Below are 22,115 nucleotides of genomic sequence, written 5' to 3' on the forward strand. Positions count from 1 at the left end.
GCCAAGCCAAGTCTTTAGGCGAAATATATATGAAAAAACCGCCTGCAAGTCTCATAGTAGATGGTGGTTATCCAAATTTAAGTCATGGCGGTTTTTTGTACTTAAACTTATCGTATCAATAAAGGGGAGATTACAATGGTAGAAGCAGTAGAAACGATGGATGGATGGTATAGTTTGCATGATTTTCGCACTGTCGATTGGACTTCATGGAAGCTTGCAAGTGAAGAAGAGAGGCAAGAAGCAATTCATAGTTTACAGCAAATGCTTACTAAATGGGAAGAAGTAGAAGCAGCTAAAAACGGAAGCCATGCCCTTTACAATATTGTTGGTCAAAAAGCTGATTTGATGTTCATGTTTTTGCGCCCAACTACGAACGAGTTAGCAGCTATTGAAAATGAATTGAATAAATCAAAGATGGGAGCATTTTTAATCCCTGCTCATTCTTATTTTTCCATAGTAGAACTATCTAAATACCGCCCTTATAAAGAGGAGCATCCAGAATTAATTCCAGAAATAGCTCAGCGGTTAAAACCAATTCTTCCAAAATGGGAGCATGTTTGCTTTTATCCTATGGATCGCCGCCGTCACGGAGATGAAAACTGGTATACATTAGAAAAAGATGTACGCGGTAAATTATTATATGAACACAGTATGACAGGTCGTAAATATGCCGGTAAAGTATCACAAATCATCACTGGTTCCATTGGACTTGATGATTGGGAATGGGGCGTAACATTATTCGCTCACGATCCATTACAATTCAAAAAAATTGTTTATGAAATGCGATTTGATGAAGTTAGCTCGAGATATGGAGAGTTTGGAGAATTCTTTGTAGGTAACTATTTAGCGAAAGAACAGCTTCCTGCCTTCTTTAAAATATAAAACAACTTGGTGCCTTTACACGTTGGCTTCGTCCCATGTGTAAAGGCTTTTTTTCACTATAAAATCTCGTATAAGTAAAACTAGTGCTTTCGCCTTTAGATCTTGGCGACAGGCGAAGTTTTTCTAAAACAAATCATAACTATGTTCCTTGTAGCATACATATGATAATGCACCGAGATTGGACAGAAATGGGGATTGCTCATGTCACTAGTGGCTCATACTGATAAAGATATTGAATTATTAGCAAGATTAATGCGAGCAGAAGCAGAAGGTGATGGTGAGTTAGGAATGTTAATGGTAGGAAATACAGGCATAAACAGAGTCATCGCCGATTGCTTAGACTTTACAAATATACGTAACATTCGAAACATGGTATACCAAAGCCCCGGAGGTTTTGAAGCTACACAAAGAGGATATTTTTACCAAAGAGCAAGAGAATCAGAAAAACGCCTAGCACGTAGAGTTATCCAGGGAGAACGACAGCATCCAGCTTCTAACTCTCTATGGTTTTTTCGGCCAGAAGGGAGTTGCCCAGCACAATGGTTTGGACAGTGGAACGTTGGACGGTACAAATCGCATTGCTTTTTTGCCCCAACCGCTTCAGAATGTCCGACCGTTTATCGTTAATAAGGAGGAGGAATGAAAAATAGCAACTGTTTTATTTGAGAAGATATTTCTTCGTGCTTTAAACTTAAACCCTATTCAGTTTTAAGGAGGAGTTTCATGAGTGAAAACCAAACAAACCCGCAAATGAATACGTATCCGTATTATCCGTATTATTACCCAGCAACGTCACAAGCCTATTATCCAATCTATCCAATGCGGCAACCTTCTCATCAGTCCTATGCACCGTCTCAACAGCCCTATCCAACAACAAGTGGTTTTAACCAAAACCAAGGCATGCTACCAGAACAAGAATCCTATATTGAAAATATTTTACGATTAAATCGTGGTAAAGAAGCAACGGTATATATGACATTTGAAAATAACGACCAATGGAATGCCAAAGTATTCCGTGGCATTATTGAAGCAGCCGGTCGTGATCATATTGTTATAAGTGACCCACAATCTGGGAAACGCTACTTATTGTTAATGGTATATTTAGATTACGTTACATTTGATGAAGAACTGAATTATGCCTATCCATTTGGCGAAACTTCGGGCAATGTTTCCTATCCACCTCGGTAGTACCATTGGAACTTTGACAAAGGCGCAAGCGCCCGTTTAGCACGTAGCGACTGGGACGTCAACCGAGATAAAGGATTGCGGTGAGGCTACGCACCGATGATGACTTATCGTAGGGCAATTTCGTGAAATCATCTAGTTGTTGGGCGCTGGAGCCGGACGTCGCTAATCGGTTATTTCTTTATACACAAGCACCTCACTTTAATACTTTCTTATCTTAAAAATAAGGGATGGCACATACTCAATTCCTCTATGCCATCCCTTATTGCCATCGTATATGCAACATCTGGCTAAGTTAGTAAAAGTCATGACGACTAATTTACTATACTGTAAAATTTTTTACTTTCTATAGTACAAAAAGAGAGGCGAGCACCATGAAACAACCTTACGAAAAATTCATGATAGTAGAGCTGTTAGCTTTAGGTGCTGCCAGTCTTTTTACTTTTATTGCTTTAATCAAAGGCTACACGATTGTAATTATATTAGGTTTGCTCTTGGTTGCAGGAAGTCTTATCGCTGACAGCCTCGTGCAATGGCATTTATACCGCTCCATCCCTTCCCACACAATAAAACAAGCCGTACGTGCGTTACTCGTGTTTATCTTCACGTTGCTTTTCCTACTACGGCTGTAAACAGAGAAGCCATATATTTATACATATCTTGCAATAAATGTACCTAGTAGAATCCAGCCAATTAAAAATGCTACGCCTCCTATAGGAGTAATCATCGCAAAGGTTTTGATACCCGTTGTAGAGTAAATGTACAGACTGCCTGAAAATAATAAAATGCCAATAAAAAACAGCCAACCTGCCCAAGTCACTCCAACACTATGTACTTTCATCATTAATATGCCTGTTACAAATAATGCCATCGTATGGAACATTTGATAATTTACCGCTTTTTCCCATGTAGCTATTGCACTTTTAGATATTTTCCCTTCTAATCCATGTGCACCAAATGCTCCTAAAGCAACAGCTAAAAACCCATTAATAGCGCCTAAAATTAAAAATAGTTTCATGTTCTCCCTCTTTTCTTATGAAGTTAGAGAAGCAAGTACTATGGCTTAAAAATCAAACAATGAATCCCCATTTGCTTCTTCGTGATCTATCTTTGCTTGTGGATTTACCTCTTTTTGTTGGTTAATTTTTGCTGCCCCCTTTTCTCCAAGCATCATTTTTATTTCTGCTGCAGAAAATTGCGTTGAATCTTGTGCTTGCGTCATCGATTTTTCTTGCTCATCAAGCAACAAATCGCATAATAAACGAATATGACGAACATGTTGCCGTAAAACAAGCTCGTTATCCACGTTATTGTTTGCAACATGTAATTCCTCTAACATTTTATTGATTATAGTCGTATTGGTTACAGCCATACCAAGTTCTCCTAACATTTATTTTGTACCTTCATTATAAATTGAGTTCATACTAAAAACAATTAGCCTGTCTGCATTTATCAAGTTTTTCTTGACATAGTTAATAACGCCTCTATCTTTCAGCCATTATGTATACGGTTTGATTCGAAAAACTTAGCTTTTTTCGCCAATTACTGTGGCAGAAGAACGCCGTCGTTTTGCTTATACGATAAAAGAACAACGGCTCGGGGCGCCCGGTTAGCAACGTAGCGAGTGGAACGAATCAACTAAAGTTTTAGGAATCATGCTCCTGCAACAGGAGTATGCCGGCGCCCTCCGGCAAGCCCGTCTTTAGTCGGCCTTCCTATTTAGAACGAACCGATGATGACTTATCGTAAGGCGATTTCGTGAAGTCGCTTAGTTGCTGGGCGTTGGAGCCGGACGTGGCTAAATAACTTAGTTAGTTTATCCACAGCTGCAAAATCCTAGACAAATAAAAAGTCCTGATCATGGCAGGACCTCGCTTCTTTTTCTAATCTATTTTTACCCTATCAACTCGGAAATCTCTACACCTTCTATCATCATGCATTTAACGTTTTTTTTGGCTTTTCCTCCAAATAACGATTATACATCCACTGCAAAAACAATAATTCATTTTCAAGCAGTCTCCTGCCTAATCTGCTCTCCGTAGTTTTACACAATTGCAAAAAGGTTTCCATGCGTATCGAGAATCCTCCTATCGAGTTGATATTTCTTCCATTGTAACGTGCTTTTCATAGAAGCGCAATAACTTTTTAGTTAATAGGCAGAATTTACAGATAAATACCCAATTTGACAAATTAGATTCTCGTTTTACCGACACGATTCTTATAAGATATACGCCAAGTAGACAAGAAGTATGATAAACACCCATATACCGTCTACAAAATGTATAATGAAACTTCCATTCATAAGGGCCGTAGTTAACCCCAATCAAAACCACCAGTGTGAATGAACTGCACCCCAATTTTTAGACACAACTCTAATAAATGGAGGTGCAGTTTTTTATGGCTAAATTCACCAATGTTGAAAAAATACAAGCAGTCATTCGCTATCAAAGTGGTGCAGAAGGCGTAAAGTCAATGGCTAAATCCATAGGAGTTGACCATTCAGTCCTCTTAAATTGGATTAAACAATATGAATATCACGGAGAAAAAGCTTTTGAAAAATGCTATACATCTTACACATTGCAGTATAAACTAGATGTACTTAATTATATGAACGAACAAGGGACATCTATCCGGGAAACAGCAGCGATCTTTAATATTTCTACACATTCCACGCTTTTACAATGGAAAAAGCAATTGGAAGCAGAAGGAATAGATGCCCTAGAACCAAAGAAAAAGGGGCGTCCATCCATGAAAAAAAGTTCTGATCATACATCTAAAAAGCAAAAGCCGGATGAAGGGACTCCGGAAGCATTACAAGCAGAAATAGATCGTTTACGCATGGAGAATGCCTATTTAAAAAAGTTGAATGCCTTAGTTCAAAACAAGGAGAAATTACCAAACAGGACAAAGCGCAAGTAGTCTATGAACTAAGGCATGAATTCCCTGTGAAGGCACTTCTGCAGCTGGCAGAGATTCCACGTAGCACGTACTACTATATAGTAAGTAAATTCGGACTTCCGGATAAAGATGTGGAGTTGAAAAAGCTGATTCAAGCTATCTACGATGAGCATCAAGGACGTTATGGATACCGCCGTATCCGGGACGAGCTATGGAATCGAGGGCATAAGGTAAACCATAAAAAAGTCCAACGCATCATGAAAGAATTAGGTTTAAAAAGCCTAGTTCGAATGAAAAAATATCGCTCTTACAAAGGAAAGGTTGGCAATATCGCACCAAATATTTTAGATCGGAACTTTAATGCCGAAAAGCCAAATCAAAAATGGGTAACGGATATTACAGAGTTTAAATTATTTGGGGAGAAACTCTATCTTTCACCTATACTGGATTTATATAATGGGGAAATCATTGCCTATACAATCGACTCTAGACCTACTTATTCACTTGTATCGGAAATGTTGGAGAAATCATTTAAACGGTTATCAGAGGAAGATGCACTGCTTATTCATTCGGACCAAGGCTGGCATTATCAAATGAAACAATATCAGCACGCCTTGAGAGAAAGATTGATTACGCAAAGTATGTCACGTAAAGGCAACTGTTATGATAATGCCGTTATTGAAAACTTCTTTGGCATTATGAAATCAGAATTTCTTTATTTAAATGAATTCGAAAGTATAGAGCATTTTAAGCAAGAGCTAGAAAAATATATAGAATACTATAACAACAAACGAATCAAGGCAAAACTAAAAGGCCTGAGCCCGGTACAATACCGAATTCAGACTTTAATAGCTGCTTAGTAAAATTATCTGTCTAACTTTATGGGGTCACTTCAGAACTGGTGGTTTGCTCTGCGGCTGGAAAACTGTGTTGCCGGCCTCGGCCTAAAAGGCCCACTGAATGGTTTTCCCTTCTGCACCACACTCACTCGCTGATTCTAAAAGAATCTCTTATTTCTTTTTATTTTTCTTCCCGGTGAACGGATCAAATTCTTCAAATAAAGTTAACTGATCACTCATGTAGTCCTCTTTAAGCTGATTTCGTATATATTCTTGGATTTGATTTTTATTTCTTCCCACCGTATCTACAAAGTAGCCTCGACACCAGAACTTTCGATTTCCATATCTATACTTTAAGTTGGCGTGACGGTCAAAGATCATTAAACTACTTTTCCCTTTTAAGTAACCCATGAATTGAGATACACTCAGTTTTGGTGGTATACTCACCAACATATGGATGTGGTCCCTGCATGCATTTGCTTCGTGTATTTCAACATCTTTTCTGTCGCAGAGTTCTCTGATTATTTTTCCTATACTTTTTTTTTATTTTCCATAGATAATTTGCCTTCTATATTTTGGTGCAAAAACTAAATGATACTTACATCTCCACTGCGTATGTGCTAAACTATTCTTGTCCTTCATTGGACATGCCTCCTTCTGTGGTGAGATTTGGTGGTCGGGAAACCAACCTTATCTTACCATGAAGAGAGGCTTTTTTTGACACCACGCTAGAAGCTTTCTGGAACCCCCGGCATAGCCAGGGGTTTTCTAAGACCATAAAAAAATTTTATTTTCCAATAGTGTAAAATAAAAATAGAAAAGGAAGCAAACCACAATTAGTCTACTCCCTCTTGGATTATTGATTTTCTATTTTGTTTTCAAGCTCTGCTACACGATTACGAAGTTCTTCTACTTCTTCTTTTGTCGCTATTCCAATGTCATTCGCAAGCTTTTGTGTTTGCTCATTTTGCCGTGCTTGCCATTCACCTTTTTTAGCTTCTCCTTTATCCACAAACTGCTGTAACAAAGTTTTTGCTTGTTCCTGTGTAAGTTCATTTTTTTCTACTAATTGTTTCATTTTCGATTCAAATTTTTCCTTACTAGTCACTGCTGCACCTAACCCAAGTAAAAACCCTTTTTTTAATAAGTCATTCATGAAGTCCACCTCCTTTAATTTGACGATTGAATCATCTTATAATGCTTCCTTAATATGATTAGCAATAAAATAGTTAAAACAGCTGTACTGCATAGTGTGATGATTGCAGTGAGCTGATATTGGAAATAAAAAGCTCCTACCGAACCGCCCAAACTAAGCAGCAAAAACATAACAATTAATACTTCTATCCAAATAAAGTACTGATGCTTTAAGCGACGCTGATGTTTTTGTTTATCCCACTGTCTATTCTTCGTTCCGCTTTCCAACCATTCCAAAACGGCTTGCGGATAAGAAAGAATTGGTTTGATCGTGTCTTTCGCATATTGCTTATATAATGTTTCGGCAACTTTTTTGCCATCAAGCCATTCTTTCACTGCTGGCTCTGCCCATTTCTGAAAGTTAATTTCCGGGTAGATGGCTATTAAAATTCCAATAATAATGGAGATAGCTCTACCTAAGTAGGCATATTCTGCAGATAACTGGATAGGTTGATCGTGAATAACCAAACGAATATCTTCTTTAATTTGCTCCATAATATGAGCATCTTGTATATCTATTGTACCACTTTGATACATTTCTATCGTCTCTTGAATTGCTCGTTTTAATTTATTGTGATCAGCATTTGGTAAAATAAAGCCCATTTCATCTAGCGTTTCAATAACGCGATCGTAATTATCCATTACAATGCTTTGGATAAGTTGTTTAAAATGTTGACTGTCCTGTTGTCTTACTTCCCCTACCATACCAAAATCAATAATGACAATCCTTCCGTCTGGCTGCACTAATATGTTTCCTGCGTGCGGATCGGCATGGAATTTACCTGTCGTCAAAAATTGTTCCAAATAAAAATTGAATAGAACTCTTGCTACATGTTTTGTATCAATTTGGTGGCGCTGCATATAATTAATATCTGTAACTTTCGCGCCTTCTACCCATTCCATAACGAGGACTCGTTTGGTACATAATTCATCTACATAAAATGGAATATGTAACGAAGTGTTTTCCTCAAACCTTTCTTTAAAATAGTTCGCATTTGCTAATTCAAGGTCAAAATGCAGTTCTCGATTCATAACGGTTACAAGCTCTCGGTATAACGATGGCAAGTCTGTTTTTTTTCCAAAAGAGGTTAGTGTAGATATGAGCCAAAATACGATTCGCAGTGCTTTAAAATCCTTATGAAATACCTCTTTAATCCGATAGCGCTGCACTTTAATGGCAACCTCTGTATCACTACCTTTTAACTTAGCTCGATATACTTCTCCAATGGATGCTGACGCAATAGATGGTGTTTGAATCTCTTCTATGTGCGTTTCAATTGCTACTCCCCATTCTTCTTCCATAATCTCTCTAGCATAAGAGTATGGCATCGCAGGTACTCGATCGACAAGTCCACTAAGCTCCTTAATAAAAGCATCAGGCATAAAATCCGTTCTTGTACTTAGAAACTGCCCGACTTTAATTAATACACCACCGAGCAAGATCGCCTTCTCCCGGTATTCTTGCGCCAATTTTGTAATTAGAAGATTCCACTTAGCAAACGTTTCGTCATCCCATATGCGGTGTTTAAAATGAAACATATAAATTTTTGCAATAAATTTTAACGTCATCAACACCATTACTGTGGAACGATATCCCAAATTATACTTTAACCGTTTATGCATTTAAACACCTCATTAATATGTACCCTTTTTCATCCTTTGAAAAACGTGGCTTCTTGCTTTTTTCCATACGTAAGTAACACTTAAAATCACATTTTTTCCTATAATATAAATAAAAACGATACGTACATGTTTCATTATATCTAACTGATAATAAAACGTACATTTTTGCAAATAAAACATAAATATTCATTTCTTTTGTAGTTTATCATTGGATAATCATACATTTTATCTTATAATAATAAGAAACAAGAATCGTGGAGGATTTTATGAAAAACAATAGCTATTCTATATTTGATCATATTAAATTTATTATACCATCTCTTATTGGTGTTTTTTTATTTATGTCACCAATAAAAACAGAAGATGGATTAACTATTCCAATCGCTATCCTTGCTGGGAAAGTTCAATCCTTATTAGCCGATCAGTTATCTGGCATTATGATGGCTATTATCGTGCTCACAGCAATTATAACTATCATCGTTCGCCTGTTAGGCAAAGAAAAGCTTGATAGAACGCCATTTTTTCAGCAGCTCTTTTACGTAAATATGTTCTGGACGATTACAAGGGTAGTAGCTGCTATTTTTGCTGTTATGGTATTTTTCCAATTAGGACCTGAATTTATCCATAGTGCCAATACAGGGCAAATGTTATTAGGTGATTTATTACATGTATTATTTGCTGTCTTTTTATTCGCTGGCTTGTTTTTACCGTTACTTATGAATTTTGGTTTGCTTGAATTGTTTGGAACACTTATGACAAAGATCATGCGCCCGTTATTCCGACTACCTGGTCGTGCGTCCATCGATTCCCTCGCTTCTTGGGTAGGCGATGGTACAATCGGTGTATTAATCACAAGTAAACAGTATGAAAACGGCTATTACACCAAAAGAGAGGCCGCTGTTATCGGAACAACATTTTCCGTTGTCTCGATTACTTTTTCTTTAGTTATTATTGCTGAGGTAGGGCTTAAGCATATGTTTCTACCGTTTTACGGTACAGTTTTAGCTGCAGGAGTTGTTGCTGCATTAATTATGCCACGAATTCCTCCGCTTTCTAGAAAACCAGATACGTATATAAATAAAGATGCAGAAGGTATCTCTGAACAAATTCCAGCAGGTGAACATATTTTATCTTTTAGCTATAAAAAGGCGTTAGACCGCGCCAAACAGGAAAAAAGTGTGTTTAAAGTCTTTAAAGAAGGCGGACAAAATATTTTAGACATGTGGATGGGAGTCGCCCCAGTTGTGATGGCATTTGGATTAATTGCCCTCATTATCGCGGAAACAACACCTATTTTTCAATGGCTAGGTATGCCATTTGTACCTTTCATGGAACTGTTACAAATTCCGTATGCCAAAGAAGCGTCAGAAACAATCTTAATTGGCTTTGCAGATATGTTTTTACCATCCATTTTAGCTTCTACTATCGAGGCAGAGATCACCCGGTTCATCATTGCCGCCCTTTCTGTCACCCAGTTAATTTATATGTCAGAGGTAGGCGGATTATTAATTGGATCTAAAGTACCCGTATCCTTTAAAGATTTAGTCATTATCTTTTTACTGCGTACAATCATTACCTTGCCTGTCATCACTATCATAGCTCATCTTATATTTTAAAAACCTTTCATAGAGTGAACAAAGGCGCAATCGCCCGGTTAGCAACGTAGTGACTGAAACGAATCAACGAAAGTTTTAGGAATCATGCTCCTGCAACAGGAGTATGCCGGCGCCCTCCGGCAAGCCCGTCTTTAGTCGGCCTTCCTATTTAGAACGAACCGATGATGACTTATTGTAAGGCGATTCGTGAAGTCGCCTAGTTGCTGGGCGCTGGAGCCGGACGTGGCTAAATAACTTAGTAAGTTTATCCACAGCTGCAAAATTTTATAACTTCCTAGACAAGAACAAAACAGCCAAGCTACCGGATAGCTTGGCTGTTTCTTATTACTATAAACTTTTAAACGCTTATACTTTCCTAATAGTATAAGAAAAAATTTACTGCTTTGACTTTTCGTAGCAAACCCTGTTCTTACAGTAGCTTATATAAATAACACTTCCGAGTTAAACTCGCTTTCCATCTACTCGCTTAAGGAATGGACTTTGACGTTCAGCAAAATTGGCTACTTTATTTCTCTTGTACCGTTTTATGATACATTTTTTTCATTATCGAAGCCTTCCCTTCAACAAGCGGTTGCCATATTCCAAGTATTGGTCGGCTAGATAATACGAGTACAAGCAGCATAGATAAAGCAGCAAGTCCTAGAAAATCAAATACTCCATCTACCTTAAACAACTCCGCCTGACGAAAGTACTGGATGAAAAAGCCGTGTAGTAAATATACATAAAGTGTGCGTGTTCCTAGAATGGTCCATGTAAAATGCTGGACTGGTACCCATGATAGCACGCTTATAACCATGAAAGCTGCAGATACATAAACTAAGAGTCTTGCCAGCCCACCGTATTCTACAAGCCCCAAATCGCCATACGATTTAGAAGCAAGCAACCAACCAGAATTAAAGTCTGGTAAGTAATAGATAGCTACCGCAATGCAAACCATGACCACAAGCGAAACAGCTTGCACCGCTTTTTGCTTAACGAGCATCACTTGCTTTTCCGTTAATAAATAGCCAACTAAGAAAAACGGAAAGAAAACAAAAGTTCGAGATAGACTAAACATATGGCCAATTTCACTAAAATACCCGACGACTAGGCCGAGAAAGATCGCAATCGAAACACTTAAAAATGGCGGTAACTTTTTAAACCAATATAATAACATATGCCAGCAAAATAGGCTGAATAAAAACCACAATGCCCAATGCGGACTAAATAAGTCCGTTTGCCAGCCTGATTTATCAATGACATAATAGTAGCCCGTATATAGTAGTTGAAAAATGAGATATGGCAATAATAATTTTTTCATCAATTGCACGATATAACTGAATGATCCTGAACCTTTTGCAAAATAGCCTGCCAATAATATAAATGCAGGCATGTGAAATGTATAGATCCACATATAAAGTGTATGAATGTATGGAGAATCACCTGTAAAAGGTTGTATCATATGTCCAAAAACAACTAAAAAGATCAAAATGACTTTTGCATTATCAAAAAAAGCGTTTCTTTCCATTGATCTCCATCCTTTTCGATAAATTTATTTTATATTTCGTCACTAGCATTGCATTAATTAAACCTGATGATTCAAAATACTAAAAATGTTCAATAATTACGTGTTCATGATACAAAAAAATCCTTTACAATGGAAGTACAGGTGGTTCCTGTCCAAATCCAAAAGTAAAGGATAATCCGTATGAACAAGAATACACTAAAATCATCATTTGGTAAGTGGGTTTCACCTATAAATACGAAAAAACTATTTGAACAAGTAGAAGAAAATAAACAAGATTACTACACAAAAAAGCTAACAACTGCAGGGTATATAAAGCTCATGTTACTTGCCCAACTGCAAGGATTCGAGAGCTTGGAAGAAATGAGCGATGCCCTAATAGATGATGGACTTCAGAAAGCACTGGGGTTTGAATCGATTAGTACATCTCAGCTATCAAGGAAGAATAATGAAATGAATCCAATGATCCTTTCCCATTTATTCTTGGACCTTGTTTACAAAATAAAAGGTATCCAATTTAAAAACGGGAAATACATGCCATTGAAAATCATTGATTCTAGCACGCTTCCATTAAACTTAACGAATCATAAGTGGGCAAAGTTCCGTAAAACAAAAGCAGGAGTTAAGCTACATTTACGACTTATATTTATGAATAAAGATACCGTCTATCCTGAAAAAGCAGTGATTACAACAGCCAAAGAACATGACAGAAATCAACTGGAAGTTCTCGTAGACGACAAAGAAGCCATGTATGTGTTTGACCGTGGATACGTTGATTATGAACGATTTGATCGAATGACAGATGAAGGCTATTTTTTCGTATCAAGACTGAAGAAAAACGCCATCACTCGTGAAGTAGAATCATTTTCTATACCTAAAGATTCTACGGTTTTATCCGACAAGATGGTTTACATCGGTTCGACGCAAAATCGTACAGAGAATGTATTCCGCCTACTTGAAGTAGTGGATACAAAGGGAAACATTCTACGATTAATTACTAACCGTTTCGATCTAAATTCCGAAGAGATTAGTGAAATTTACCGTCAACGGTGGGCCATAGAGCTATTTTTCAAATGGCTCAAACAGCATGTAGAGATCAAACACTTTTATGGCATGAGCGAAACTGCCATTCAAAATCAAATCTTCCTTGCGCTCATTGCTTACTGTTTACATGTACTTATCCAGTTAGAGATGAGGAGTAAGAAGTCCTTACTCCGAATTAGCCGCTGGTTAAATAAAGCGCTGTGGAAACCTGCGTACATCTGGATTCGCAGATTTGACGATAGATCTATTCCGTAAATACATACAGTGTCGCTGTTGCTAATAGTTTAATTGTATAATTTTTCTAAATGGACAGACCACCTTTGTTTAGCCTTTGTCTTTTTGGCAAAAAATCCTGCAAAGATGTTTACTGAATTTTCAAACCAGATTTATGCAATGCTAGTGATATTTCGTAAGTAGAAAATTTAAGGCGACAATAGCTTTCATATATATCCATACTTTAAAATGTCGCTATTTTATTTCCTAACTCTTTACATCCTATTTAGACCCTGCTTGTATATGATGCACTATTTACTTTACCCGTTTTGAACGCCATTTTCATATAAAAACGCTTGATTTCATACACTTGTTAGCCTTTTGTAAACGGTTTGAAAAATATTCATTTAAATGTAATAGAAACGTTAAAAGAAGTAACCCTATAGATTTCTTCTTTCTACTATTTTTATGTATGACTTCCTATTAAGTAGCTGACTTCACTAACTACGAGCGAAGGCGTTTTCTTATATTTTCCAAATTACTTATACTATAAAACTAAAATTCTATTGTGGAACAAAGAGCCCAAGCGACCATTTTGCAACGTAGTGACTGGACGAATCAACGAAAGATTTAGGACTCATGCCACTAAAGCAGGGGTATGCCGACGCACGAAGACATACCCGTTTTTAGTCGGTCTTCCTCTTAGGACACGAACAAATGATGACTTAGCGTAGGGCGATCTCATAAAGTCGCCTCGTTGCTGGGCGCGGAATGTAGCTTATTCGGTTATGTTGTTATACATAAGCCACTACATTTATACTTTCTTATCTTGCAAAAAAAAGACAAGGCATGCGCCTCGTCTTTACAAATAAACTTCAATATTATTTTCTCCAGCTTGTAAATGTTTTTCCAACTCTGCAGTTTTTATCACCATACCGCCTTCGCGATAAGGATTATCTGTTAATTGCGTAAAATGAACGTTTTTACCATTTACAACGACCTGCTTTTTACCTTCTTTAAGATGATAATGATATGTTATTGGCTTGCTATCATATTGAAATGCGAATTCCAATTGATCCAACTCATCCGGTATCACAGGATCAATCACAAGATCTCCTTGCTGATAGCGGATGCCTAGGGCATTAGAAATTAATTGATTGATATATATTCCTGGTCCGCTCGAATAGATGCGCCATCCCGCTTTCACTGGAACATTGCCAGTACGTAGCTGATCAAAGTTCTCCTGCGCTTCATAGCGTGTAGCAAATTTGCCATCCGAGCTGCTAAAATACGCATTACTCTGGCGTATCTCTGCATGAGGGACTTCGTTTTGAATTAAAATTGGATTAATGACAGACAAGCCTTTCCACACTTCATTTTCATAACCAAGCTTAGCCATTGCTTCGACAAACCGAATATGCGCATGCACATAATGTAAGCCTATTTCTCGACCAAAATTTGCCGCTTGCTCAGCTCGTTTGAAATGTGTACTAACGCCACCTTTATAGTTAGCAGGGCGATTCATTAACCGAACGCCGTCTGGGAAATATAACTTGTCTTTTATTAACCGATAATGCTTTTCCGCCTGCTCTTTGGTAAACAGCTCGCTAATAATACTGCGCTGCATTGGTAATAACCGATACTGAATACCAGTTTTTTCATCAGATGGGTGAAGCATATATTCTATCTGATCCGGATTCTCCATATACACAAATCCTGGAACAACACTTGCTGATAAAATATATTGATTAAAATCAGCTTTCACCCCCGCAGCAAGCTCTTGCATCTGTAATGCTTCCTGTTCATCATAGCTAACTAACACTTGAGCCAACTTCTGTAACACCTGATACGTTAATGCAACGGTCCAGCTGGAAGACATATATTTCTTCAAATTCTCATTCGCAGGTTGCAACGTATCATCCCAGTCTCCATCATCATATAGAGATAAATACGTATCTTGAGCAAAATGATTTTTCATATAATTAATTTCTTTTTGTACATGTTCCATAATCGTAGCTTTCCTTGCTGTCAACTTGAAAGTAGTACGATCTGTATAAGGAACAACTTCCTCTAGGATGCCATAATCCCCTGTAGCCTCCAAATAATCGGCAACTACTTTTAACGGCCAAACAATAATATCACCATGGCTGTCTTCCTGCTGAATATGTTGATACTTATCAAACATAAACCATTGTGGCCAGTTGCCTTGATCTTCGTACTGATGAGAGAAAACGATTTTAATGATGTCACGTACCACTTGATAATTTTGCGTTGCCATAAAATATTCCGTTGGTCCTTGACACACATCACGAGTACCCCAAGCAGCTCCGCCAAATTGTTCCAAACCATGCGGCGATGAAAAATGTACGAGCATGTTGTGCGTATACCACCAAGCCAACGCATTTATTTTCTCCAAATCCCTCGTAGATGAACCGGAAGATGTAAGTTTAAATCCTTTGTTCACATGCCGGTAATACGCACGATAACGCTCGATTTCTCCTGGAATATCTAACAACTGAACAAGCTGTTCTTGCTTGTATAACGAACCTTTTACGTTTAATTTCCATTCTGCTGTAGGACTCATAGACAAGACTAAAAGTGATGCAGATAGTGGGGAAATATTTGTTGCTAGCTGTCGCTCATCCCCCACCGTCAACTCTGTACCTGTAACGTGCATAAAATAATTTAAATCAGGATAAACAGTCGCGCTATCCGATTTAGAATCAGCCGTACAAACAACGGTATTTCCATTATGTTTGATATGAAAAGGAACTTCATATTCATTATTATTCATAGTTAATTGATTCGTAACTATAAATCTATACGCTTTCCCGTTTTCTGACCTTACATGTAGCTGAAGCACTGCATCATCTACCTTAATAAGATTGGTAATGACAATTACATCATCCAAAAATTTATAATACCATCTAGCATAGTTAAAACCGATTTCAAATAGAGAAGGCATGGTTAATAAATGATACGTTTCATCAATTTGAATATAAATTCTCTGCCCTGAAGTTTTCATAATATTTAACGGGTTTCGTGCATTTGTCAGCATTTTGTTCATAGATGAATTACCAATAACAAGCTGCGAATTAAAAATGCCATACATATACGACGTCGTTGCCATCGTATCGTCTCTCACCCGGTCATTATGTCCACTCATAATAATATGTCCATGTGGTCGTTCGATCAGCTCTTCCTTTTGCTTGAGAACTACATGCTCATACGTATCCGTAAAAAAGGAAAGCAATGTCGATTCATTATATTCCTCCAACTGCCGATTTGGAAAATAAGTGTTTAATTCTGCTATTGTCATTTCCAACGCGGTAAGTGGCGCACCTATACTGGGCACTAAACGTACCCTCTCTACGGGGGCATGATCCCTTTTACTTCTGCTTAATTCTTTCCACGCTTTTTGAATCTCTTCCTTAAATTCCAACTCCCGAACAGCAGTGGAATGATTTTCTTTAAACAAACCGTAAAATACGAACCGCTGCTTTCCATTTAAAGCAAGCTTCTCTGATTGTAATGCAGTATAGGCGAATTCATATTGATAGTTTTCATTTGCCAAACTAGGTTTCGTTAAAACCTCAGCTTGATTTGTCGTTTTATACGATAAACCAAAAAATTGAAAGCCATCTGTAGAGTAGCCAATAATTTTACCTAAAGCACCCTGTTGCATATATGGGAATCCGCTTGCTTGCGGTTGATTTTGTCTAGAGCAAACGACATACCCCTGTTCGTTATCTTGGAAAATAGCATGATCCATATATTGCGACATATAAGCTTCATTTGAGCGCACCGCTCCTTTATCAGCCAAACCTAAGTCTTGCCCATAAATAAGATCGACCTCGACATCTTTCCCATCTAACAAAACATCCCAAAACCAAACACCTGCACCTGTTAAATAGAAAGTAACTTCATAGTTTACTTCTTCAAAGCTACCTTGCCACTTCACGTGATCCTCTGCAACGAAAATCTCGCTGTTCGATTGAACACCCAATAACGGTGCGGTTACTATTCTCCCTTGACGATAAATGCGTAAATAAATATTATTTAACGCTCCATCGATCGGGTTCGACAACAGCTGATTGATCATTGTATTCTTATGAGCAATTTCGTAAATGTCGCCGCTTTGGAGAAATGTAAACGTAATATCTTGCGCTTTTATCTGAAATTTGTCTCCTGTTGTCAAAGCTTATTCTCCTTTCGTCTTGTGTAAATTGAACGATAGTGCCATGACATCTTGGCTATTTGCTCCAACACACAAATCAAATCTTCCTTCATCACTATGATAGGAAAGATCGGCATGGTGATAACGAAGCTGTTCTTCTGTCAACGTAAACATAACGACTCTTTCTTCACCCGGCTGTAAAGAGATCTTTTGAAATCCTTTTAATTCTTTAAGCGGACGCACCACTTCGCCGACTAAATCACGAATATAGAGTTGGATCACTTCTTCACCAGCAACATCACCTGCATTTGTTACCTTGACCTTAACCGTTATTGGTTTATCTGGTGTCATCAAATCGGAAGAAAGCTCTAGATCACTATATTTAAAGTGGGTATAGCTTAACCCGTAGCCAAATGGAAACAAAGCCTCATTCGGACAGTCCAAATATTGTGATACATATCGTTCTTGAGCATTGATAGCACCTTGAGGGCGCCCTGTATTATAGCTGTTATAGTATACAGGAATTTGTCCTACATTATACGGGAACGACATCGTAAGCTTTCCAGACGGATTGACATCGCCAAAGAGAATGTCTGCAATCGCTGTACCACCCTCTGTTCCTGGATACCATGCTTCAAGCACTGCGTCCACTTGATCAACTACCCCATGTAAATCGAGCGGTCTGCCATTAAATAACACAGCAACAGTTGGTTTACCCAACTTAGCTACCGCTGCTACTAAATGTAGTTGCGCTTGTGGCAATTGTATATTTGTTCTTGAACCGGCCTCACCGCTCATTTCAGAGCTTTCTCCTAAAGCTAGAACAACAACATCCGATTGCTTAGCAAGTTCTATTGCTTTAGAAAGATCCTGTTCACAATGATTATTCACTCCACAACCGTTCGCTACATATAACTGAGAAGCAGGTAGCTGATTTCGCATCCCTACATCTAATGTTATTGCTTCATTCCTATCTCCCAACCATGACCAAGGGCCAAGAATATCGTTGCTATTAGCAAACGGACCAAGAAGTGCCATTTTTTGCGTTTTAGCAAGCGGCAACACATCTTGCTCATTTTTTAACAGCACACAAGATTTAGCGGCAATGTCACGTGCTGCCTGTCGATGCGCAGAGCACATAACAACTTCTGCTTCTCTTTTTTCATCTGCACCTCGATATGGATCATCGAACAATCCTAATTCGTCTTTTAACTCTAAAATTCGTATCACCGCTTCATTTAGAAGTTCCACATCCATTTCATTTGTTTCTATGAGCTGTTGCAGGTAATTTGCATAACATCCAGTCATCATCTCTATATCTACACCTGCTGTAATGGCCTTCATAGCTGCTTCTTTTTCATCTGCTGCCACACCATGCGGAATTAATTCTTTCACAGCGCCCCAATCAGAGATAACGACACCGTCAAAATTCCATTCCTCACGTAAAAGGTCACGCATTAATGATTTGTTTGCACTTGCCGGAATTCCATCAACCGTATTAAAGGCTGTCATCACTAATTTGCTACCTGCCTCAAGGGCTGCTTTAAAAGCTGGGAGATACGATTCGCGTAATTCTCTTTCTGACATGTTTACCGTATTATAATCCCTGCCTCCTTCAGCTGCACCATAACCAGCAAAATGCTTCACACAGGAAGCAACGCTTTCGTGGTCATGCTTTAAATCAGAACCTTGAAACCCACGAATCTGCGCTTTTGCAAACGCACTATTTAAATAGGAATCTTCACCTGTAGACTCCATGACTCTTCCCCAGCGTGGGTCACGTACTAAATCAACCATCGGTGCAAAGGTTACATGCACACCGCTAACGGCTGCTTCTTTAGCAGCAATTGTTGCACTTTTTTCAGCAAGTTCTAAATCCCAAGAAGAACCGATGGCTAATGGAACTGGAAAAATGGTCTTATAACCATGAATAATATCGGACATAATAAGCAAGGGAATGCGTAATCTGCTATCCTGTAAATATCGCTCTTGGATCGACCTCGTTTCCTTGGCACCCGATGCACCTAAAACGGACCCTATATGTTGCAGCATGTTATCAGGTATATGCATTTCTTTCATCGGTCCAGTTATTTGCCCCTCATCAGAAGCCCCTTTAAAAAACGGGGTGGCTAATTGGATAACTTGTCCGATTTTTTCATCTAAAGTCATTTTGCTGACTAAATCTTTTATTTGATTTACTTTCATTGTTACCCCTCCTTATTAGAAAAACTTGGCTTTTCGCCAAGTCTTATGGCGAATGGCATAGTTTTTCTTATACTATAAACCTTTAAACTTTTATACTTTCCTATAGTATAAACAAAAAACCGCTTTAATCGAAACGTTTCAATGATGTTTATATTTTGGATTATAAGTGTTTTATTACCTATAGTCAAACAACATCAAGATAAAATCAAGAACAAACCATTGATTTGTTAACATTTATTGAATGTAAAACAAAAAAAGTAAGCAAATATGAAAAAAACAGTTGAAAGCGACTTCAAATTTTATTATAATCAGTTTATCGAAACGTTTCAATAAAATAAAGGAGTGTTTCTATTATGAGAAAATGGTTGGTATTAACTTTTATCCTAGCTTTACTAGCATTAAGCGCTTGCGGAAACGAGGAAGCTGCTAAAGAAGACAGTGGAAATAAAGACGGTGAAATTACCGTTTGGGCAATGGGTGAGGAAGGTAAGCTGTTAAAGCAACTGACAGATAAATTTGAAAAAGACAATGAAGGAATTAAAGTAGATGTACAAGCTATTCCTTGGGATAGCGCCCACGATAAACTATTAACTGCAGTAGCTTCTGGAAATGGTCCAGATATCCTGCAATTAGGTACTACTTGGGTGCCAGAATTTGCTGAAGCAGGAGCGTTATTAGATTTAACGGAATATATGGAAGAGCATCCAGAATTCGCAGCAGAAAATTATTTTGATGGTGCCGCAGAAATCATGCAGTATGATGACCAAATCGTTGGTATTCCATGGTATGTAGACACTCGCGTACTATATTACCGCACCGATATATTAGAAGAAGCAGGTTATGATAAAGCTCCGGAAACTTGGGAGGAATTACAAGACGCAGCAAAGAAACTAGCAGACCGTGGTGAAGGTCAATATGGAATAGATATTGACCAAAATGATCAAATTATGCCATTTATCTTCGCTTGGCAAAATGGTTATGAGGCAAACTTGGAAGAAAGCAAATTAAATTTTGACACACCAGAATTTTTAGGTGCTATGGAGTATTATACAAGCTTCTTTAAAGAAAGATCCAGCCAAGTAGAGCAAGGCGAGGATATTGTCCAAGCATTTGCAAATGGGAAAAAACCAATGTTCTTCAGCGGCCCTTGGATGGTAAATATTATCAATGAACAAGCTCCAGACATAGAGGGAAAATGGGCGCCAGCTGTTATGCCAGGTAACGAAACAAACGCTTCTAGTATGGGGGGAGCAACATTATCTATCTTCCATAATTCAGAAAATGTAGAGAATGCCTTGAAATTCCTTTCCTATATGAATGAAACAGAAACACAACTTGAATGGTTAGATATATCTAATACACTACCTTCTAAGCTAGAAAGCTGGGAAGATCCAATATTACAAGATGATCCAATGTATAGCGTATTTGGCGAGCAATTGAAAGAAGCAAAAGCAGGACTTCAAACAGAACAGTTTGAACGCATCGCCCAAGAATTACTTAGCGCGTTAGAACGCGTCAATGCAGGCGGGGCGGATTTAGAGAAAGAAATAGAGCAATTTAACAAAACTGCGCAAGATCTATTAGAAGAATAATTTCTCCCAATATAAGGTGATAAGGTGCAGTAGACCCACTCAAAAATTGGAAGATGGGAGCTGAACAAGTGTAAGTGGGGAATGAAATAATCCCCCACTACTTAAAGGTTCACTTTATGATAAAGAAGCATATAAGGCGATATCCAGCGACCTTATATGCTTCCACCAAAATACGTTTCATTACGATAGGTGGTTTAAGAAAAATGTTTAAACAAAAATTCCGTAATCGACATCCCTACATGTTCATTGCACCTGCAGTTACTTTATTAATTATTTTCAGTATTATTCCGATTACGATCGCTTTTTTTATTAGCTTTACAGATCTCGATTTAAAAGGATTAGCAAATTGGTCAAACATCAGTTGGATCGGCTTTGATAACTATCAAAACCTATTTGCTGATGATACTTTTATCAAATCTATTTTCAACACGTTATTTTATGTTGTCATTGGCGTTCCGCTCGTCATTATTTGTTCATTAGGTATTGCACTCATGCTGAACTACGGAAGCAATAAACTGTTTTCTATGTTCCGATCGGTATACTACATGCCATCTATAACGAATATTATTGCCGTCGCCGTCATTTGGGGCTATTTATACAACACAGAGTATGGTTTATTTAATTATATTCTATCTTTACTTTCTGTAGAAAATATACCTTGGCTTCAAGAGCCTACCATTGCTAAAATTTCGCTTATTATCCTCGCAGTTTGGAAAGGTATTGGCATTAATATGATTATTTTTCTCGCTGCCCTGCAAGGAATACCTAGAGCTTATTATGAAGCAGCGAAAATGGATGGCGCCAACCGCATTCAGACATTCTTTAATGTGACGTTACCTTTATTGAGATATGCAACCTTTTTCGTAACTGTAACGACGTTAATTGGCTGGATGCAGTTTTTCGAAGAGCCTTACGTGATGACACAAGGCGGACCACTAGACGGAACACTATCTATTGCATTGTTTATTTATCAAGAGGGCTTTCAATTTAGTGAGTTTGGTTATGCTGCTGCGGGTTCTTTCGTATTGTTTATCATGATTATTATCATTACTTTAATTCAATTTAAACTTCGAAAATCCGATACAGAATATTAACCTTATGAAATGAGGGATTTATCTTGGCTTCTATACATTCAACAAAAGG

Annotated in this window: 17 protein-coding genes and 1 pseudogene; 9 read left to right on the plus strand and 9 right to left on the minus strand. The window is 37.9% G+C overall.

The genetic code is table 11. From position 1 onward, the window contains the following. Window positions 1-135: 135 nt before the first annotated feature. The 4 genes from hemQ to B2C77_RS19005 all read left to right on the plus strand — a co-directional run bounded on the left by hemQ (window position 136) and on the right by B2C77_RS19005 (window position 2,699). Window positions 136-882: a hydrogen peroxide-dependent heme synthase gene (gene hemQ / locus B2C77_RS18990; protein ID WP_077706478.1), complete on the plus strand. Its 747-nt coding sequence runs from the start codon at window positions 136-138 to the stop codon at window positions 880-882. A gap of 201 nt (window positions 883-1,083) precedes the next feature. Further along, the gene (locus B2C77_RS18995; protein ID WP_077706479.1) at window positions 1,084-1,509 is read left to right on the plus strand and encodes a cell wall hydrolase; all 426 of its coding nucleotides are present in this window, start codon (window positions 1,084-1,086) and stop codon (window positions 1,507-1,509) included. A gap of 96 nt (window positions 1,510-1,605) precedes the next feature. Continuing rightward, the gene (gerQ, locus tag B2C77_RS19000) at window positions 1,606-2,070 is read left to right on the plus strand and encodes a spore coat protein GerQ (RefSeq protein ID WP_077706481.1); all 465 of its coding nucleotides are present in this window, start codon (window positions 1,606-1,608) and stop codon (window positions 2,068-2,070) included. 371 nt (window positions 2,071-2,441) lie between these two features. Then, window positions 2,442-2,699: a hypothetical protein gene (locus B2C77_RS19005; RefSeq protein ID WP_077706483.1), complete on the plus strand. Its 258-nt coding sequence runs from the start codon at window positions 2,442-2,444 to the stop codon at window positions 2,697-2,699. 17 nt (window positions 2,700-2,716) lie between these two features. On the opposite strand, the gene B2C77_RS19010 is transcribed toward B2C77_RS19005, so the two are convergent. The 3 genes from B2C77_RS19010 to B2C77_RS21800 all read right to left on the minus strand — a co-directional run bounded on the left by B2C77_RS19010 (window position 2,717) and on the right by B2C77_RS21800 (window position 4,137). After that, entirely contained in the window at window positions 2,717-3,085 is a 369-nt protein-coding gene (locus B2C77_RS19010) for a DUF423 domain-containing protein (RefSeq protein ID WP_077706485.1), read from the minus strand. Window positions 3,086-3,130: 45 nt separating this feature from the next. Further along, window positions 3,131-3,439 carry a YwdI family protein gene (locus B2C77_RS19015; RefSeq protein ID WP_077706487.1) on the minus strand — a complete coding sequence of 103 codons (309 nt, stop codon included), beginning with the start codon at window positions 3,437-3,439 and terminating at the stop codon, window positions 3,131-3,133. Window positions 3,440-3,999: 560 nt separating this feature from the next. Beyond that, on the minus strand, window positions 4,000-4,137 hold the full coding sequence (locus B2C77_RS21800; protein WP_162985956.1) for a hypothetical protein: 138 nt from the start codon (window positions 4,135-4,137) through the stop codon (window positions 4,000-4,002). Window positions 4,138-4,464: 327 nt separating this feature from the next. Here B2C77_RS21800 and B2C77_RS19020 point away from each other — a divergent pair. Beyond that, window positions 4,465-5,825 (plus strand): IS3 family transposase gene (locus B2C77_RS19020; RefSeq protein WP_101933566.1). Its coding sequence is split into 2 segments (ribosomal slippage): window positions 4,465-4,921 and window positions 4,921-5,825, totalling 1,362 coding nucleotides; the frame shifts between segments, so codons are not numbered across the junction. Between the two features lie 150 nt (window positions 5,826-5,975). Here the strand turns inward: B2C77_RS19020 and tnpA are convergent. From tnpA to B2C77_RS19035, 3 genes and pseudogenes are all read right to left on the minus strand, one after another. Next, window positions 5,976-6,446 (minus strand): annotated as a pseudogene (gene tnpA / locus B2C77_RS19025) (IS200/IS605 family transposase). Between the two features lie 214 nt (window positions 6,447-6,660). After that, on the minus strand, window positions 6,661-6,960 hold the full coding sequence (locus B2C77_RS19030; protein ID WP_077706488.1) for a phasin family protein: 300 nt from the start codon (window positions 6,958-6,960) through the stop codon (window positions 6,661-6,663). 14 nt (window positions 6,961-6,974) lie between these two features. Beyond that, window positions 6,975-8,621 carry an ABC1 kinase family protein gene (locus B2C77_RS19035; RefSeq protein ID WP_077706489.1) on the minus strand — a complete coding sequence of 549 codons (1,647 nt, stop codon included), beginning with the start codon at window positions 8,619-8,621 and terminating at the stop codon, window positions 6,975-6,977. A 266-nt stretch (window positions 8,622-8,887) separates the two neighbouring features. Here B2C77_RS19035 and B2C77_RS19040 point away from each other — a divergent pair, with 266 nt between their 5' ends. Continuing rightward, window positions 8,888-10,237, plus strand: a complete 1,350-nt coding sequence (locus B2C77_RS19040; RefSeq protein WP_077706490.1) for a YjiH family protein — start codon at window positions 8,888-8,890, stop codon at window positions 10,235-10,237. Between the two features lie 505 nt (window positions 10,238-10,742). Here B2C77_RS19040 and B2C77_RS19045 read toward each other — a convergent pair. Further along, complete coding sequence (locus tag B2C77_RS19045) at window positions 10,743-11,744, minus strand: acyltransferase family protein (protein WP_077706491.1); 1,002 nt, start codon at window positions 11,742-11,744, stop codon at window positions 10,743-10,745. A gap of 180 nt (window positions 11,745-11,924) precedes the next feature. On the opposite strand from B2C77_RS19045, the gene B2C77_RS19050 reads away from it, so the two are divergent. Continuing rightward, window positions 11,925-13,040: an IS4 family transposase gene (locus tag B2C77_RS19050; protein ID WP_077703069.1), complete on the plus strand. Its 1,116-nt coding sequence runs from the start codon at window positions 11,925-11,927 to the stop codon at window positions 13,038-13,040. 820 nt (window positions 13,041-13,860) lie between these two features. Here B2C77_RS19050 and B2C77_RS19055 read toward each other — a convergent pair. Both B2C77_RS19055 and bglX read right to left on the minus strand, forming a co-directional pair. Beyond that, the gene (locus B2C77_RS19055) at window positions 13,861-17,196 is read right to left on the minus strand and encodes a GH36-type glycosyl hydrolase domain-containing protein (RefSeq protein ID WP_438272969.1); all 3,336 of its coding nucleotides are present in this window, start codon (window positions 17,194-17,196) and stop codon (window positions 13,861-13,863) included. A 3-nt stretch (window positions 17,197-17,199) separates the two neighbouring features. Then, a complete protein-coding gene (gene bglX, locus B2C77_RS19060) occupies window positions 17,200-19,380 on the minus strand; it encodes a beta-glucosidase BglX (protein WP_077706492.1) in 2,181 nt (726 codons plus the stop codon). 353 nt (window positions 19,381-19,733) lie between these two features. On the opposite strand from bglX, the gene B2C77_RS19065 reads away from it, so the two are divergent. Then, the gene (locus B2C77_RS19065) at window positions 19,734-20,972 is read left to right on the plus strand and encodes a sugar ABC transporter substrate-binding protein (RefSeq protein ID WP_176087370.1); all 1,239 of its coding nucleotides are present in this window, start codon (window positions 19,734-19,736) and stop codon (window positions 20,970-20,972) included. A gap of 203 nt (window positions 20,973-21,175) precedes the next feature. Then, window positions 21,176-22,066: a carbohydrate ABC transporter permease gene (locus tag B2C77_RS19070; protein WP_141130768.1), complete on the plus strand. Its 891-nt coding sequence runs from the start codon at window positions 21,176-21,178 to the stop codon at window positions 22,064-22,066. Window positions 22,067-22,115 lie beyond the last annotated feature (49 nt).

Origin of the sequence: Virgibacillus dokdonensis (assembly GCF_900166595.1) — a bacterium.
Lineage (GTDB): Bacteria > Bacillota > Bacilli > Bacillales > Amphibacillaceae > Virgibacillus > Virgibacillus dokdonensis.

What these genes read in the sequence shown, in the direction of transcription:
- B2C77_RS19005 (WP_077706483.1), top strand. Translation starts at nt 2,442, where the DNA reads ATGAAACAACCTTACGAAAAATTCATGATAGTAGAGCTGTTAGCTTTA.
- B2C77_RS21800 (WP_162985956.1), bottom strand. Translation starts at nt 4,137, where the DNA reads ATGGAAACCTTTTTGCAATTGTGTAAAACTACGGAGAGCAGATTAGGC.
- B2C77_RS19070 (WP_141130768.1), top strand. Translation starts at nt 21,176, where the DNA reads ATGTTTAAACAAAAATTCCGTAATCGACATCCCTACATGTTCATTGCA.
- bglX (WP_077706492.1), bottom strand. Translation starts at nt 19,380, where the DNA reads ATGAAAGTAAATCAAATAAAAGATTTAGTCAGCAAAATGACTTTAGAT.
- B2C77_RS19050 (WP_077703069.1), top strand. Translation starts at nt 11,925, where the DNA reads ATGAACAAGAATACACTAAAATCATCATTTGGTAAGTGGGTTTCACCT.
- B2C77_RS19065 (WP_176087370.1), top strand. Translation starts at nt 19,734, where the DNA reads ATGAGAAAATGGTTGGTATTAACTTTTATCCTAGCTTTACTAGCATTA.
- B2C77_RS19040 (WP_077706490.1), top strand. Translation starts at nt 8,888, where the DNA reads ATGAAAAACAATAGCTATTCTATATTTGATCATATTAAATTTATTATA.
- B2C77_RS19035 (WP_077706489.1), bottom strand. Translation starts at nt 8,621, where the DNA reads ATGCATAAACGGTTAAAGTATAATTTGGGATATCGTTCCACAGTAATG.
- gerQ (WP_077706481.1), top strand. Translation starts at nt 1,606, where the DNA reads ATGAGTGAAAACCAAACAAACCCGCAAATGAATACGTATCCGTATTAT.
- B2C77_RS19015 (WP_077706487.1), bottom strand. Translation starts at nt 3,439, where the DNA reads ATGGCTGTAACCAATACGACTATAATCAATAAAATGTTAGAGGAATTA.
- B2C77_RS19045 (WP_077706491.1), bottom strand. Translation starts at nt 11,744, where the DNA reads ATGGAAAGAAACGCTTTTTTTGATAATGCAAAAGTCATTTTGATCTTT.
- hemQ (WP_077706478.1), top strand. Translation starts at nt 136, where the DNA reads ATGGTAGAAGCAGTAGAAACGATGGATGGATGGTATAGTTTGCATGAT.
- B2C77_RS18995 (WP_077706479.1), top strand. Translation starts at nt 1,084, where the DNA reads ATGTCACTAGTGGCTCATACTGATAAAGATATTGAATTATTAGCAAGA.
- B2C77_RS19030 (WP_077706488.1), bottom strand. Translation starts at nt 6,960, where the DNA reads ATGAATGACTTATTAAAAAAAGGGTTTTTACTTGGGTTAGGTGCAGCA.
- B2C77_RS19010 (WP_077706485.1), bottom strand. Translation starts at nt 3,085, where the DNA reads ATGAAACTATTTTTAATTTTAGGCGCTATTAATGGGTTTTTAGCTGTT.